This is a genomic window from Anaplasma platys (genome assembly GCF_012790675.1).
Taxonomy (GTDB): domain Bacteria; phylum Pseudomonadota; class Alphaproteobacteria; order Rickettsiales; family Anaplasmataceae; genus Anaplasma; species Anaplasma platys.
Window position 1 is genome coordinate 791,796 of the sequence record NZ_CP046391.1, and the last position, 17,261, is coordinate 809,056.

The 17,261-nt window shown below is 46.1% G+C and carries 10 protein-coding genes and 1 pseudogene; 8 read left to right on the top strand and 3 right to left on the bottom strand.

The genetic code is table 11. The features are described from left to right. Nucleotides 1-119 precede the first annotated feature (119 nt). The 3 genes and pseudogenes from hemB to miaB form a co-directional block, all read left to right on the top strand. The gene (gene hemB, locus ANPL_RS03100; RefSeq protein WP_169193641.1) at nucleotides 120-1,115 is read left to right on the top strand and encodes a porphobilinogen synthase; all 996 of its coding nucleotides are present in this window, start codon (nucleotides 120-122) and stop codon (nucleotides 1,113-1,115) included. Next, on the top strand, nucleotides 1,112-2,785 hold the full coding sequence (nadE, locus tag ANPL_RS03105; protein ID WP_236822791.1) for an NAD(+) synthase: 1,674 nt from the start codon (nucleotides 1,112-1,114) through the stop codon (nucleotides 2,783-2,785). Before hemB ends, nadE begins: the two co-directional genes overlap by 4 nt. 223 nt (nucleotides 2,786-3,008) lie before the next feature. Continuing rightward, nucleotides 3,009-4,160 (top strand): annotated as a pseudogene (miaB, locus tag ANPL_RS03110) (tRNA (N6-isopentenyl adenosine(37)-C2)-methylthiotransferase MiaB); the annotation flags it as partial. 1 nt (nucleotide 4,161) lies between these two features. Here the strand turns inward: miaB and mutS are convergent. After that, nucleotides 4,162-6,624, bottom strand: coding sequence for a DNA mismatch repair protein MutS (gene mutS, locus ANPL_RS03115; protein ID WP_169193308.1), 2,463 nt, complete (start codon nucleotides 6,622-6,624; stop codon nucleotides 4,162-4,164). A gap of 167 nt (nucleotides 6,625-6,791) precedes the next feature. On the opposite strand from mutS, the gene ANPL_RS03120 reads away from it, so the two are divergent. The 3 genes from ANPL_RS03120 to ANPL_RS03130 all read left to right on the top strand — a co-directional run bounded on the left by ANPL_RS03120 (nucleotide 6,792) and on the right by ANPL_RS03130 (nucleotide 9,895). Beyond that, a complete protein-coding gene (locus ANPL_RS03120; protein WP_169193309.1) occupies nucleotides 6,792-8,051 on the top strand; it encodes a hypothetical protein in 1,260 nt (419 codons plus the stop codon). Nucleotides 8,052-8,060: 9 nt separating this feature from the next. Then, a complete protein-coding gene (locus tag ANPL_RS03125; RefSeq protein WP_169193310.1) occupies nucleotides 8,061-8,402 on the top strand; it encodes a histidine triad nucleotide-binding protein in 342 nt (113 codons plus the stop codon). A gap of 326 nt (nucleotides 8,403-8,728) precedes the next feature. After that, entirely contained in the window at nucleotides 8,729-9,895 is a 1,167-nt protein-coding gene (locus tag ANPL_RS03130; protein WP_169193311.1) for a phage major capsid protein, read from the top strand. Nucleotides 9,896-10,081: 186 nt separating this feature from the next. Here the strand turns inward: ANPL_RS03130 and ANPL_RS03135 are convergent, their stop codons facing one another. After that, entirely contained in the window at nucleotides 10,082-10,318 is a 237-nt protein-coding gene (locus ANPL_RS03135) for a hypothetical protein (protein ID WP_169193312.1), read from the bottom strand. Nucleotides 10,319-10,560: 242 nt separating this feature from the next. Beyond that, the gene (locus ANPL_RS03140) at nucleotides 10,561-13,293 is read right to left on the bottom strand and encodes a 2-oxoglutarate dehydrogenase E1 component (RefSeq protein ID WP_169193643.1); all 2,733 of its coding nucleotides are present in this window, start codon (nucleotides 13,291-13,293) and stop codon (nucleotides 10,561-10,563) included. A gap of 261 nt (nucleotides 13,294-13,554) precedes the next feature. Here ANPL_RS03140 and ANPL_RS03145 point away from each other — a divergent pair, with 261 nt between their 5' ends. Next, on the top strand, nucleotides 13,555-14,388 hold the full coding sequence (locus ANPL_RS03145) for a DUF2163 domain-containing protein (protein ID WP_169193313.1): 834 nt from the start codon (nucleotides 13,555-13,557) through the stop codon (nucleotides 14,386-14,388). Between the two features lie 221 nt (nucleotides 14,389-14,609). Beyond that, a complete protein-coding gene (locus ANPL_RS03150) occupies nucleotides 14,610-17,216 on the top strand; it encodes a baseplate megatron protein TIM-barrel domain-containing protein (RefSeq protein ID WP_169193314.1) in 2,607 nt (868 codons plus the stop codon). Nucleotides 17,217-17,261: the final 45 nt, after the last annotated feature.

A 17,261-nucleotide genomic window follows, 5' to 3' on the forward strand; every position in this document is an offset into this window, starting at 1 on the left:
TGAAACCCGTTAATATTACCACCCGCCACTTACTTTTTGTGCAGATGTCCTTGATAAATGGGTTGATCAACCTCTGCAAAAAAAATATACTCGGCTCCAGTGCGTTCAGCATTTTGGCAATGCAGTTTCCGAGGACAAGGCTAAGGCGTACCCGCGCTCATGGGTGGCTACGAAGTATGGTAAGGGAGACAGAGCTATCTCCCAACGATCTGATTTTGCCCATCTTCGTCCATGAGGACAGCGAGGATAGTATGGTGCTGGATGGGTTGGAGTGCATGAAGCGCTTGTCTCCTGAAAGCGCGGTAAATGCGGCTCGCCATGCCTACAGCGCAGGAGTTAGTGCAGTCATTTTATTCCCTGTAAACTGCATTAAGTCTGACGATGCGGAAGAAGCATATAACCCAGAGAATCTGGTGTGTAAAACCATCAGGCTAATTAAGGATGCAGTGCCAGAAATTGGCGTAATGGCAGATGTGGCTTTGGACCCCTATACCGTCTCCGGGCATGACGGCATCACTGTCGGCAAGGTTGTGGACAATGACGCCACTATTGATGTTCTATGTAAACAAGCCGCAGTTCTCGCTGCTGCCGGATGTGATGTTGTAGCGCCGTCAGATATGATGGACGGGCGCGTGGGAGCAATAAGGGAGTTTTTAGACAACTGCTCCTTCAGCCAGGTCAGCATATTGTCATATGCTGCAAAGTATAGCTCATGCCTGTACAAGCCTTTTCGCGGGGTTGTCGGGTCAAGAACCATGACGCAATCTGTCGACAAGAGGACATACCAAATGGATCCTGCCAACGCGCGCGAAGCACTTTTTGAATCTCGCTTGGACGTTGACGAAGGTGCCGACATGCTGCTGATAAAGCCAGGAATCTTCTATCTTGACGTACTGAACGAAGTAAGCAAAGCAGTGGAAATTCCGGTACTGACATACCAAGTAAGCGGAGAATACGCAATGATAAAGTCCGCGGCAATGAATGGGTGGGTGGATTACGATCAATGCATGTACGAGTCTCTCCTTAGTCTAAAACGCGCCGGTGCTCGTTGCATCATAACGTACGCGGCCCTGGAGGTTGCAGAACAACTACATTCTCGGGATATCAAAAGGTGACGACAACATTAATAGCACAGCTTAACTACCACACTGGAAATGTCGTGGGCAACACAGAGAAACTCTTCTCCATAACCTCAAGCGCCGGAAAGTTGGGATCCGACCTGGTTATATTTGGCAGGTACGCCGTTTGTGGACTCTTGGAAAAAGACCCTGTGCTTGCGGGAGACTTTTTCAACTTATGTCTAAAAGGACTAAGTGATCTGGCAGCGCAAGTGAAGGGGATATCCGTAATAGTTGGCAGCGTGCTTCTTGATCAAGGGTCTTTATCCGAAGTCATCTATCTTATCACTCCCGACCAACAGCTCAGGGAGCTCATTCGCATACCTGCTTTCGTTTCCGAGGAATCCGAAAAGTGCGCAGTGTTTAATATAAGCGGCCTGCGAGTTGCATTATTGCTGCAACGCACTAAACAGGCAGACACTGCCTTACCAAATTCTTGTCATGTGCCTGACAATACTGATTTACTGATTGTACTTGGAAAGTCGCAGCACCGTTGCAGTGAGGAGCTTGCTTTCCTGGGCACCCCAACCATCACAGCAAAAACTAAGACATTAATTTACCTAAATATGGTAGGGGGCTACACAAGCCATGTGTTCTCTGGAGGCTCTATCGTTTCTGCAACCCATAGCACACATAAACTGGCACTGTGGAAGGAAGACATAATGCTCCTGGACCTTACGGGACTCGAAACTACTGCACGTCCTGCCAGCATAAAGGTTCCTTGTTCAGCAACTTCCGCTTACGGCAACGATGACTATGAAATCACACCTAAAACAGTAACCAATTACCTTAAATCAAACTGGAAAGAGTCAGCACCAGAACATTCCACAGCGAGTGCCCACAGTAGCTCAGCTCACGAGTTTACATACCAAGGGCTGATGTTGGCCATCAGGGACTTTATACACAAAAATTCCTTTGCTGGAGCAGTATTAGGCTTATCAGGAGGTATAGATTCCGCACTTGTAGCTGCTATCACAACAGACGCTATAGGCGCCGAAAACGTTCACACCTTTATGCTCCCGACCAGGTATACATCTCGATCCAGCATAGAAGATGCCAAAGAATGCGCTGAAAGACTGGGAATCATGCACACTGTTATCTCTATAGAAGAGACCTTTTGTACTTGCACGCGTAGCTTGCAGTCCTTACTTAGCGCTCAAAACTCCAGCGGAGTTGTAGAAGAAAATATTCAATCGAGAATCAGAGGCATGTTTCTGATGGCTGTTAGCAATGGCACAAACCTTCTTTTGCTGGCCACAGGCAATAAGTCAGAACTGCTGACTGGTTATATGACTTTATATGGAGATACTTGCGGCGGTTTTGCACCGTTAAAAAGCATATATAAGACAAAAGTCTATGACCTTGTAAATTGGCGCAACCACAACATTCCCTACTTGAGTAAGTGCAAAAAGTTAGATATAGTGCCTACGTCCGTGATAGATAAGCCCCCCTCAGCAGAATTAAGGTTTAATCAAAAAGATCAGGATACTTTGCCTGAGTACGACAGGCTAGACCGAATGCTCAAATTGCTGCTAGATGAGCGGCTGAGCAAAGAGGGCGTCGTGCACCGGGGTTTTACCAAAGAGGAAGTAGATTTAGTAGAACATCTGGTTAAGCGGTCACTTTTCAAACTAAACCAAGTTGCCCCCGGACCGATTGTTTACTAGGAAAAACCTCTATAGTACGCACTGAAAGTCGGCTACCTTACACATGTGCAAGCAGTGCATGTAAATAAGAAACTTTTATAAGAAGCTCGCACGGTTAAACACTTGGTAAAGCGGTCTCGCTGTGAGCTGACCAGGTTGCCCGGGGCCTATTACTAGACAACCTACCCTTACTGCAAAGCAGCACGTAGCATTAGCTACACGTCGTGCAAAGCACACCAAAGGTCTGTACATAGAATCGTACGGGTGCCAAATGAATGTGTACGATGCACTGATGATGGAGGACGTGTTGCGTCCGGTAGGGTATGCGGTAGTAGAAAAACCCGAAGATGCTGATGTGATATTGATCAATACTTGTCATATAAGGGAAAAAGCATCAGAAAAGCTCTATTCAACCTTGGGCCGCATGCGGTTAATCAGGAAAGACGGATGCCTAATCGTTGTTGCCGGCTGCGTCGCTCAGGCCGAAGGAGAAGCAGTTTTCGAGCGAGCACCATTTGTCGATGTTGTGGTGGGTCCCCAAGGGCTCCATACGCTTGCTGAGCTCATAATGAAGGTCAAAAGAGACAAGAAACAAATAAATATTGAATTCCCTGTAGTATCAAAGTTCGATGCTATAAAAGCCGAGAGGAGGGCAAATGGCGGAGTTTCAGCATATGTGTCAGTTCAAGAAGGTTGCGATAAGTTTTGCACGTTTTGTGTAGTACCTTATACCAGGGGCCCAGAATACTCTCGAACAGTAGAAGCTGTACTGGAAGAAGTAGTACAATTAGTCGACCGTGGAACCAAGGAGATTGTACTTATAGGACAAAATGTCAACGCATATCATGGAACCTATAAAGGCATCGAAAGTGACTTAGGAACCCTTATTCGTGAGGTAGCTCGCATAAACGGCGTTGAGCGCATTCGCTATACTACTTCCCATCCTAGAGATATGCATCCTACCTTATATGATGCTCACAGGTATGAGCAAAAGTTAGCACCTTTTGTTCACTTGCCAGTTCAGTGTGGCTCAGACCGCATACTTAAAAAAATGAATAGAAAGCATACGGCTGATGAGTATCTAGAAATAGTTGGCAAACTAAGAGAGGCCAATGCTAACATTGCCCTCTCTTCTGACTTTATCGTGGGGTTTCCCGGAGAGACAACAAAGGACTTTGAGGATGCTCTTAAGCTTGTTGAAAACGTTGGCTTCTCTCTTGCTTATAGCTTTAAATATAGCCCGAGACCTGGTACCCCGGGGGCGGAGTATCCAGACCAAGTACCAGATCAGGAGAAAAGTGAACGCCTCTCCGCCCTACAGCGCCTCCTTAACACTCAACAACTTGTCTTTAACCAGAGTATGGTTGGCAAGGTCATGGATGTCTTAGTGGGGAACCTCAGTACGTAGCTACTTCTTCAGCGTCATTCGTAACATTCCCTAGCTCCTGCGAGCAGTCCTGCCCCTCTTCGAGTTTGCTCATGAAAAAAGCTGCCCTGTCGATGGCCCGCTTTGGGAAACCTGCAAGCGCTGCAACGTGTATTCCATATGATTTGCTGGAAATTCCTGGGAGCAGCTCATGCAAGAACACCACTTCTCCTTTCCATTCCTCTATCCTTAGACAAAAGAACCTAATGTTCTCCAAATTCCTACTGAGCCTCGGAAGCTCATGATAGTGAGTAGCACATATTGCCCTACTTTCGGTAACATCATGCACATGCTCGATTACAGCTAACGCTATGGAAAGCCCATCATTTATTCCGGTCCCACGGCCAATTTCATCCAGTATTATTAGAGACTTAGGAGTAGCCTGATTTAGAATCGCTGCCGTCTCCACCATTTCTACCATAAAGGTAGAGTGCCCCAGTGCAATGTTGTCAGATGCCCCCACCCTGCTAAAGATCTTATCAATCACCCCAATGTGCGCAGATTCTGCCGGCACAAAAGAACCTATATGAGCTAAGATCGCAATTAGGGCATTTTGTCTCAGGAATGTGCTCTTTCCAGCCATATTTGGCCCGGTGATTAGCGCCATCCTGTTCCCTTCTGAGAGGTCACAGTCGTTAGCAATAAAGTCGGTGCCAGACTCAACTACCGGATGACGCCCCTTCGCAATACTAAACTTTTTGCTAGAGTCAACGATCGGCCTGACGTAGTTATTTTCCACAGCTACTTCTGCTAGTGCGGTAATAACATCTAACTCCGCCACAGCTGCAGCTGACAATCCTATGCTTTGCGCCTCACTGGCAATCCTGGAACACAACCCCTGAAAAATCTGAGCCTCAAGATCAGCACTCTCGCTCTTAGCTGAAACTATCCTCTCCTCAAGTTCCTTCAATTCTGCAGTAGTATAACGTGTGCTACTCACCAGGCTCTGCCTGCGGACGAAAGCCTCATCACTTATTCTATAGGAAGATGAAACCTCTATATAGTACCCCAGTAACCCGTTGCACAAAATCTTCAGGTTACTGATGCCGGTCTGCGCCCTGTACTTGTCGCGTAATCGCTGCATGATCAAGCCGCTATCGTTCTGTATCCTTGCTAACTCCGCCAGGCGCTCGTTACAACTAGGGTTGATAAATCCCCCATCCTTACACGACGCAACATTATTTTCGAGCATGACCTCACTGATCAGCTTCAGCAATTCGCGATGCTCCCCCAGAGAGATCAACATTCTGGAAATCACTGAGTGGTCATCAGGACTGAGAATCTTCGACAAGTCAAAGATCCTCCCTAGCGCTTGCCCAAGCATACATATATCCTTAGGCGAACATTTCAACAGCTTGACGCGAGTGAGAATCCTTTCTATATCAGGAATGCCATCAATAACCGTACGCACCGCTTCCGCTAAGGGCCTGTTAAAGACGAAGAACTCCACTGCATCAAGTCTGCTAGTTATAACATTAGGACACGCTGCAGGAAATTCTAGGTATCTCTTAAGTAGCCTGCTACCCATAGTGGTAACCGTACTGTCTATCGTGGAGATGAGAGAACCCTTCTTCTCCCCAGCCTGAGCGGAAAATAGCTCCAGATTCCTTAGTGCCGGCCCATCTATGAACACAAAGCCAGCAGCGTCCCGCACCTTTGGGTAGCTCAACTGTGGCAAACTCCCCCTCTGCGTTGCCCTTACATACTCTACCAATGAACCACAAGCGGCAACTTCCGCATCTTCAAAATTTCCAATACCCTTAACCGTACTGACTCCATACACGCTGCACAAAACCTTTTCGGCCCGTTTAGCGTCAAAGAAACTTTCGTTGTGGCTGGTGATGGTACATCTGTGCCTTTTCAGCACTAAATCCATATACTGCTGTTCTTTGAGCTTGTCTGAAATTAGTAGCTCACTTGGCTGAAGCCGCTGAATCTCACTGTCAAGATCCTCTATCCCGATAGTGCGTACACTGAATAGACCAGTGGATATCTCCATCCACGCAATGGCATAGCGATCCTTTATATTGGTTATGCACACCAGATAGTTATTCTCCCTGGCATCTAATAGACCATCTTCAATTAATGTTCCAGGAGTTACTATTCTAACAACCTCCCTTTTAACAAGGGACCTGATCCCCCGCTTTCGTGCTTCTTCAGCAGTCTCTAGCTGCTCACAAATAGCAACTTTGTACCCCAGCTTTACCAATTTACTGAGATAGCTATCACTGCTGTGATACGGCACACCACACATGGGTGTATCTGCTCCGCGCTTGGTTAACACTATATCAAGAGCCTTAGACGCAACTACCGCATCCTCAAAAAAAAGCTCGTAAAAATCCCCCAGCCGGTATAATAGGAGGCATCCTTTGTACTGTTCCTTGAGTGCCTTGTACTGTCGCAGCACCGGCGTATACTCGGTATTGTTACTCACCTCAGGGTATTCAATTAATTTACAGACACAGGATCGTGAGCCCGATTTTACAGTAACATAAAATTTTTTCTACCTAAATCTGTTCGCACTTTTAGTTAATATTTTTTTGATTTTTTTGCGCTCAGAGTATTAGGCACCTATAATTCTAAATCACTTGCGGTATTCATATGAATCAAGAACCCACACAAGAGCAAATCTCTCAAAATGCTGGTGCATCTGCGCCTGGTGCAACTCAGGTGCCCGAAGAAAACGCACGGGACACCGTACAGCAGGAACCGAGCGGCTTTTTCGCAAAGCTTTACAGTACCCTGCGCATGGTCTTAGGCACTTTATTGGGCGGTGCTAGTGCACCGGGCACTGAAAACCCAGAAGCGCAAACTGACAGAAGTCAGTGGGGTTGGTTCAAAAACGCCATAATGGGGCTTTTTGGCAAGGACAAGCCCTTTTACGACGCCGCAAGAAGCCTGAGGAATACATCCTGGGAAAGAAAGCGGGGCAACGACTACAACAAAACTTACGACTCAGATGGTAGGCTATCGCTTACATTGCGCGACGGGATTTTGAGTGAACGAGCTTTGCAAATGCTAGCTGCTCTCGATGCTAGCGATACTAAAGAGCTTGATCCTTCAAGTGCGGGAATAGGAAAACTCCCCGACATTAGCAACATGATGCAGCACAAATCTGATAAGGAAATGTGTGATAAACTTACGGATCTAAGGAAACGCCTTCAAGCAAACGGCGGGGCATTAGAAGTTATCCCCTCCAGTGATGGTTTTAGTAGAGTTCTAAAAATAACCATTGACCCTAGAAACAAGACTGTAGAGCAAATTCAGAAGGAAGTTGAAGACATCTTCTCAGTTCTCGGTATTGGTGGACCACAAATGGCCGAGAGCATAGCCAAAGAATTGGTGCGTAATCGTGACTCTCAAAGATCATCACAAGACGCTGGTATGAGCAGTACCCATGTTGGACGGGGACAGAGTCAGGCTTGTTCAAGAACCGTTGATCAGGAGCTTGGTATGAGTAGCACACCAGACCGCCCAGCTAGAAGTGACACTACGTCAGACCCAGTGACAAGTTCAAGACGTGACAGTGCATCGATGTCATCTGACCCCAGCATAGAATCAGCCAGCTTCTCCCTCAGTGGCGGCACTATGGCGGTTCCATCGTCACCTGGGAGTAACCATTCTGTACTTCAAGGACGGTACTTGTCATCTTCTGCGCAATCCCTAGAACAAGGCTCCTCAACTGCCGGGCTTCAAGATCCTGCTCATCTTTGCACGCAAACACTACAGGAGGCAGCAGCGGGACTGGCTGTGGTCAGTGGAGTGTCCAGCGTAGATATAGCTAGCCCCGTGGCAGCACCTTCTGTTTCTAGTCCCGAAGCATCGACATCACAGACAAAAGGGACGATACGGGGGGTATAGTAAGTAGCTATGGGTTTGCATCATTACGACAAAGACAACGTCTTTGCTAAGATACTAAGAGGGGAGGCGCCATGTAATAAGGTCTATGAGGATGATAACTTATTGGCGTTTCATGACATAAGACCTGCAGCACCAGTGCATGTGCTGGTTGTTCCCAAGGGGGAGTATGTGTCATTTGATGACTTTGCATGCTCTGATTACGACCTGTCGGAGTTCTTTAAGACCGTCAGGAAAATAGCACATATGCTAGATTTACATACTTCTGGTTATAGATTGGTGACAAACCATGGAAGCACCGCAGGACAGGAGGTTTTTCACTTTCACGTGCATATAATGGGTTACAGAAAGTAATTCGTGTCACGCCACATAATCGCTTAGGCATACTTTTTCTTGGATGTGCTGCGCTCCTATTTCGATAATCCTGGCATTTTGCAAGCATATCCACCTGCCACATAAACAACCACCTTGACCTCCTTAAACCATCCAACACCAGCAAGTCACTCTCCCCCTATTCGCTACCAAAATGTTTGCTGCCTAGCAATTCTCCTCTTGATACACATAATGGTGTGGGCATACACCTTATATTAAGTGCTTACCCAAGTCTTCAAACATCCAAATAATAAATTCAGGAATTGCCTAAACCGCAATATCAAAACGTTCATTTTCCCCAAGAAATAATGACAACAGAACTAGAGATCAAAGATGAGATTACAGAATTTTTGCCGCAACATGGACGAAGCACCTATCCCATTGAAGAAACAAGCTCTTCCGACGAAGCAATTCTACAAAAGCTGGATGAGTTTAATTACAAGTTCAGTGAGTTTGAAAACAGGCTTAATAAACTCGAGATTAGTAGCCCTGGTCGAATTAACCTCAAAGACCAACCTGAGGACCTGGAATCCAAGTACCTGAAAGAGTTCGTGGCCACTGGAGTTTACGACCAGTTATCATATAAGAGCGCAGATGCAATGCCACTTATGATGCCGAAAAAGGTCATATCGTATATAGACAAGTTGTTACATGAAAGTTCCATAATGCGCAAGCTGTGTTCCGTGGAAAAAATCTCGGGTAGTCAAGTTGAGTACTTCGTAACAAATAACAAAGACAACTATGTGGGGTGGAGTGAAAACAACGCGGCTCCTGCTAGTGGCACGGGGACAAAACAAGAGAGTGCAGCAGCTCCCATATCAGGAGCTCCGAAGTTCTCTTCTTTGTCTGTTGTACTCCACGAACTTTATGCGCAGCCAAAAATATCTAAAATACATTTGGAAGACTCTTTTATAGACCTGGAAAGGTGGCTAATTGACAACCTAGTAGAAGCTTTTTCCAGAGCGGAGAATGCTGCATTTATATCTGGCAATGGTTCTACAAAGCCTCTTGGAATCTTAGGGGTTGGCACTGATATTACACTCATGGAAGTGGATAAGCTGGATTATGACACAATTGTAAAACTACTGTACTCACTGCATGAATACTACGCATCGAGGGCATCTTTTTTGATGCACAGAAGCACGTTGCAAGAAATTAGGTCCTTCAAATCATCATCGGGACAGTACTTATTGCAAGCTGGAAAAAATGGAGAAGAAATCTTCGGTATACCGGTGTACCAAACTTCGGAGATGCCAATAGCAGCAGCAGATAAAGCCGGGATGATCGCGCTGGCAGACTTTAAAAGCGCTTACAGAATAGTAGAGAACAAGGACATCAGAATACTGCGTGACCCGTACACAGAAAAGAAATTCGTGAAGTTCTACACCACCAAACGCGTGGGCGGCAATGTAGTAAATTCGGGAGCCATAAAACTACTCAGCTTTTCCACAACAGTAAATCGCGCATCAAGCTAAAAGAATAAGGAGTGCATAAGCGCAATAAAGCTACCTGGCAACTGAGCTAGCCACTAAAGCTAGACCAGCTCTGCATGTAGCGGCATTCCGCTTTTGCCAATGTGGAGGTAGAGATAAGAAGCGCTGGATAGTGGATCCTACAACGCGCACCAAAAACATTTTGCGCCAGTAGCACGTATGGCAGCTTTAAACTTGCTCGTGCTTGTGATAGAGAACCCGTACATACCACAGGCGCGCAGCAACCTCAAGATCCGGAGCACGTACAACATTCGCAAACTTACACGCACGTAGATGCTCGTATAAAAGCGCGCATACCACCTTTACACTCCGTGAGAAATCCGGCAGCCGCAAATTTGTGATCAAAAACTCCATACAAATAACCACGGTGTGCAGCAGCAACAAACCTTGGAGCACGTACGGCATGTGAAAAACTCGGAGATACACGTAAAGCATGCACATTACATTCGCCTAGCGGTACAGTAGCCAGCTGCAAACCTGTGGTGTTCGCGATGGAAACAAACTCTGCGTCAACACCCTCCAGGTGGCAGCGACCGCAATCTAGGCAACACACGTAAATTGACCCGCGAATACCCCGAGCTCCGCCTGCTCAATCACGCACCTATACCAATAGCACATCCACACTGTGATAACGAACTTCCCTGTCCTTAGAAGGAAAATGAGTCCATCATTATCTTCTGCTGTTGCTCAGCGTGCACACTAGCATATCCCGCAGCCGTGGAAGCGGCTGCAGCACGCCCAATGTAACTAACAGCCCTTTGTGACATACCCGCACCCGCCATAGATTCTTCTATATAGTCTCGCACGAAACTCCATCCTCCCATGTTCTTGTGCTCTTCCTGACACCAAACCACCTGAGCTTTGGGATACTTAGCGAGCTCACGAGACAAAAAATCCTTAGGGAACGGATAGTACTGCTCAAGCCTTAACAGTGCAACATCCCTTCTATCTCCCCTTGTATCGCAAAGGTCATAGTAAACCTTACCACTGCAAATAATCACCCGTTTCACCGCTCTGGAATCGGCGCACAGCCCATCGCCAATTACCGGCAAAAACCCTCCAGAAAAATCTGATAGCTTCGACACCGCCATCTTATGTCTGAGAAGAGATTTGGGAGTAAAGACCACTAATGGTTTTCTAAAATCCCGATGAAGCTGCCTGCGTAAAACATGGAAATAATTAGCAGGAGTGGTACAGTTAACCACCTGCATATTATCTTCGGCACACAATTGCAGGAATCTCTCTATCCGGGCTGAACTGTGCTCCGAACCCTGCCCCTCATAACCATGAGGCAAAAGCAGCACCAACCCACTACAACGCAGCCACTTCGTCTCAGATGCAGCAATAAATTGATCTATAATAATCTGCGCGCCGTTGGCGAAATCCCCAAATTGGGCCTCCCACATCACCAACGCATGCGGCGAATCCAAACTGTAGCCGTATTCGAAGCCCATAACTGCATATTCAGATAGCGGGCTATCGAGAATTTCAAAGCTCCCCTGCTCCACTCCTAAATTGTTCAGCGGCACATATTTGGCCCCCGTAACTTGATCCACCAGCCTCGCGTGCCTATGGGAAAAAGTACCACGTCCACAATCCTCACCAGAAAGGCGCACGGATCTCTTCTCAACTAACAGTGTGGCAAATGCCAAAGCCTCGCCGGTTCCCCAGTCTATGCTGTCGCTCCTTATGGAATTTAGCCTTGCATTCAACATCCTGGCAATCTTCTTATCTATTTGGAAACCCTCAGGCACTGAGCATATAACACCCGCGAGCGATGTTAGCTTACTTCCCTCAACCCCAGTATCAGAAAGATAATGCCCAAATTCGCCTACTGGCGGGGATCTTAACCCTGCCCAATAGCCTTCAAACCACATGGCACACTTGGGCTTATAGTCTGCAGATGCGACTAATGCCTCGTCGAGAATCCCACGGAACTGCTTACGAAAATCTCCCACCTGCTCTGACGTAACCACCCCATCTCCGATGAGCTTGTCAGCATACAAAGCGGCAACAGTTTTATGTTCTGCTATGCGATTATATACTAGAGGCTGAGTGAACATCGGCTCATCTCCTTCGTTATGTCCATAACGGCGATAGCAAACCATATCTACTACAACATCCTTTTTAAACTTGTTTCTGTACTCCAACGCTAACTGCGTTACGGCAGCAACCACTTCCGGATCATCGCCATTTACGTGAAAAACGGGGGCATCTATCATCCTGGCCATATCCGAACAGTAGAGAGAAGACCTAGCACTATCTGGACTAGTGGTAAAACCCACCTGATTATTGACCACCACATGAACACAGCCCCCTGAAGAATATCCCTTCACTCCACTGATGGTAAGACCTTCTGCAACTACCCCTTGGCCGATAAAGGCGGCATCACCGTGCACCAAAACACCTATAACTGACTCATTAGTGCGATCCATTCTCGCCCTAACTCTCCCCATAACCACTGGGTTCACTGCTTCAAGATGCGAAGGATTGTAGCTCAAAGACAAATACACAGACTGCCCATCCACCTTGCGGTCATTTGAGCACCCTAGGTGATACTTAACATCCCCGGTAACTCCCAAGTCTGAAGGATATGCCATCCCCCCAGCGAATTCATGCAACATGGCAGCGTAAGGCTTCTTAACAACTTTAGTCATGACACTAAGCCTGCCACGATGCGACATTCCTATAACAATCTCACGTATTCCCATACCCGGCGCTAATGATATCAGCTTCTCCAGCGACACCACCATGGCATCGCCCCCTTCTATGGAAAATCTTTTATATCCCGGAAATCGAACATGTAAAAACTGCTCAAACATCTCTGTTTCCTGCAGATGCCAAAGGATTTCCTTCTGCTCCTCTGCAGAGAAGCTAATGTTCATATTTTCTATTTTGTCTTGTATCCACAAACGCTCATCCATAGAGCGAATGTGCATGAACTCAAAACCTATCTTGCCACAATATGTTTCTTTCAGGATCTTCAGAAGGTTTTTCTCCGAGAACTTCGCCTTCTCCCATAACGCATAATTGCGCTTAGAGTTCATCGAAAGATAGCTCCCATGATCTAAGTCTGCCCGTTCCCCCATCTTTAGAGGATCAAGGTCCGCAGCCATATGCCCGTAGGCCCTATAAAAGTGCATCAGATCAGTAATCTTTTGCTGCTCACTCTCCGAAACAGTATTTCCTTTAAGAGCACCCCCAGCGGCTGGTGCGCTCCCAGAAGGCCTTACCTTATGCTCCTTCACTCCGGAAAAAAGCTCATCCCAACCCTCTGGAAGCTCAGACAAACCACCCTCGTAGTTGTCGTATACCTCCTCAACGAGAAGCGCATTATCGCCAAATAGGCAGTCTTCTCTGCGAAATTTCCTATCAACCACTTGCACTACCCCTCCCCCTAACTCTGCCAGCACATAACCTGCTAACAAAAAGCAGAACCACGGCTGCACTTTACCATACTTTCACATATGTTACAAAGCGAACATCGCATGCCGTGCATGACGCCCGGTGTATACCAGAAAGATAATCTGCTTACGTCAGAACACAGCCGTATCTATCCTTATCTGAGATACACACTTCCCTGTAGCACCAGCCATTCATGGCTGCTATGCCTCTAATTGAACCTAAATCTAAGCAACAACATGAACAATAAAAATCCTGCGTTACTGTCACATATCTCACAAGAAACCATCTCTCTGGCATACTGCTGTAAAATAACCCCGATTAGTGGCTCTTCTATTGCACTTACGGACATTGATAGAAATCTAGAAATAGACGGCACATCATACCGGGCAGAACCCGGCCTGACTGTCAGACTTATAGAACACAGTTTGGGCTTAAGCACTGCTAATGTCGAGACCTTATCTGAAAGTGAAATATTCTCGGAAGCAGCCCTTTCCAGAGGCGTGTTCGACAATGCGCATGTTGAAATATTTGTAGTTAACTATGAGGACATATCACAGGGAAGCATAGCTGTCTTTACTGGAGCAGTAGTTGAAGTTACTCTGCAAAATGGCATATTCAAGGCCACCCTACGGGGAGGGATGAATACTATAAAAGAGAAAGTCGGCACTCTATTCTCTCCTCAATGTAGAGCACAATTCTGTGATAAAGAATGCATGTTGAAAGCTGCACGGTACACGTTCAAAGGCTCCATATCGGCAGTAACAGATGAGTTTAAAACTTTCAAAGACTTCAGCCTCTTGGCAGATGCTGGATACTACACCCATGGCATAATCAAATTTTTAACAGGACAAAATGCAAACTTTTCCTCAAAGGTGCAAAGCGACAGCGAACAGTGCATATATCTTGCTACCAGCACTCCACATAGAATGTTAGTCAACGATAAATACTCCATAGTGGCAGGATGCGACAAAAACTTCCGTACTTGCGTGCAGAAGTTTAGTAACGCAAAAAACTTCCGCGGAGAGCCACACGTGCCCGATATATGCTCTATATACAAAAACATGGATTGATTCAATTCTTGGCCACAGTATGGAATCATACATCATCAGCAATCAAGCCAACACATTACGCGAACATGTAGCTTGAAAGAGCAAAAATACGTCGCGTAGCTACCAGGAAATAACAACTGCTAGTAGACCACCATAGGTGACACATAGGGAAAACGGTCAACTGGAACGGCTACAACACGTCAATTTACTCGAATTTCACAAGTACATACAGGAGAAAACCTATGTCAAAACTGTTGCTAGCCATAACCGAAATACTGGAAAAAAACTTCGATAAGATAATAACAAAGTCTATAGAATCACTGTTGGGACGTTCAGCAAGCACAGAAATACTTCTTTCCCTCCTGCTAAGAAAAACACCTTTGCCCCTGGGCCACGAGAGCACCTTAGGAGAAAATCATCTTCCACCTTCTTCCACATATGGAAAAACGATACCTAAGGTGTATGGCACCGGAAAAGTAGATGGCAGTGTCATCTGGTCTCTCCCTATAAGGTATAGCCGGCAAAAGGTAGTATCAACAAGCGGAAAAGGTGGTAAAAGGAAAGAAAAAACCTCGACCAGTTGCAGCGTAACTCTGGCAATTGCTATATGTTCCGGCCCGATAAATAGGCTCTCGAAAATTTGGGCCAACGGAAAGCCTGTTGCCCTTGATGAGCTACGCTATCGCCTATATCTAGGCACCGAGAACCAAGAACCTGATCGGAAAATTCTCGAGTCCGAAGAGCATGCCCCAGCTTACCGGGGGCTGGCTTACCTGGTAGTGGAAGAACTTCCCCTACAAAGCTACAACGATACCATTCCGCATTTTTCCTTTGAAGTAACAGCCTATACTGGTAAATCCCTGCGCAATCATGTTACACAAAAGATTCTCGAAATTCACACAGTTGGGTTTGGTGCATGGGCTTATGACACAAATATTCAAACCCGCATTCCGATAACAACGGTAAATGGAAAAGAAATCCCCTTCGGAGAGGCAACTAAAATCAACGGCAAGGGTAAAAGCTCTTACGCCATTCAGGGCCTGGATCAGTTACAAAGCACCCTACCAAACGTCCAATGGATCGCTGTCTCAGTGCATTGGTTTGCATCAGTTCCTGATATAAAACATTGCATCTTAAAACCAGGCACAGTGAGAAATGCTGGGTTCCGAATGGCATCCGACAGCTGGCAAGTTGCGAATTACACCGCAGCGACTGCATGCGAAATTTCTGCGACCAGCCTTGACACGTGGCCCGGAGAAACGCCCAGTGACACATCTCTCAATCGGTACATTGAAAAGCTCAAGCTGGAAAACTATAAGGTGATGCTAGTCCTGAAGATTGTAATCATAGATGATTATGATAACAAGCTAACTTACAGCGAAAATGATGCGAATGTAATCAGCAAATTTTTCGCAGAGCAGTATCAGCCGTTTGTCGAGCATTATTGTAATTTAGCCAAACCCCACGTGGATGCATTCGTCATCGCCAGTGGCTTGAGTAAGCTTACAAGAATCAAGAGTGAAAAAAGCGAAGTATTCCCAGCAGTTGAGGAGTTGATAAAAGTTGCCATCTACGCAAAAATTTCTCTGGGACAAAACATAGTTATAACCTACGCAGCAGACCATGACGAATACCATTCGCACAATGGAGTCTATAACATGGACCCACTGTGGACATCTTATGGCATAGATGTTGTGGGTATCAATGCTTACTTTCCCTTATGTTCGCCCGCGCAAACAAGCTGCCGTTTAAGCGCTGATGACGTAGCTAATCTATGGCAAAATGGTGGACAGTCGCGCCTTCATGATTCCCCAGCACCCCATCAAGATTCTAGATTTTCGTGGCAAGATATTGGCTATTGGTGGAGGGAATACCACACCATGGGAGTTTCAGATAGAACTACGTCTTGGAAACCCAGAATGAAAAAGATATGGTTCATAGAATATGGATTTCCCAGTATCAAAGACTGCCTTATAGGAGCAACACCGTACACACGGCACACTTCTTCCATAAATAACACTGCTGATTTCGCTGCACAAAAAATTGCCATTTCCGGCACTATACAGGCTTGGAGATCTTCAGCAATGGTAGAAAAAATGTTCTTATTCGCCTGGAGCATCACCCCTTACAATAAAAACACAAAAATGCTCAGAAATTGGCAAGAGGGGTTCACAATAAATAACAAAATATCTTCTATCAGCTTGTCATCAATACTATACGACATACTTCAGGGCATTACATTAAACCTGAAGGTAGATGCCAACCTTGCGAGTTCCGTATACGGCTTTGTAATTACCAAACCACGATCCGTATGGGACATTGTTCAAGAACTTAGAAAGATTTACCTTCTTTGCATCAGAGAAAATGTGGGCTCCATATCGTTCAGCGACGCGCCCACACTCATACCTTTAGCAATACCTGCAGAAGATATGCTTATGCAAGAGTACGTAGTGGCTAACCAGACTAACAGTCTTCAAGATGGATTTGCACTGCTCTACAAAAACTTGCACTTCGACTACCAGCTCAGATTAGCAGGTTATCCTTCAACTAGAAACCACATAGAAAATTCCAACACCATGCACACATCTCTGGTAATCGATGATCAACAAGCTGAAGAGATAATGGATAGGATACAAGAAGATCTCTCCCGCCCGATCTGCACTTATATGATAGCTCTGCCTCTTAAGTATCTACAACTGCGAGTGGGAGACATTGTTAAGCTGAAACAGGATATTCTGGTCAGGATCACAAGCATCAAAATCAATAATGAACGCGTGATCATTACGGGCAACTCATCCATTCGATATACTAAGCGTGTCCCAAACACAAAAGGGAATGACACAAACTAGCTCATACACAGAAACACACCACATGGCACGCTACTTTATCAAGGC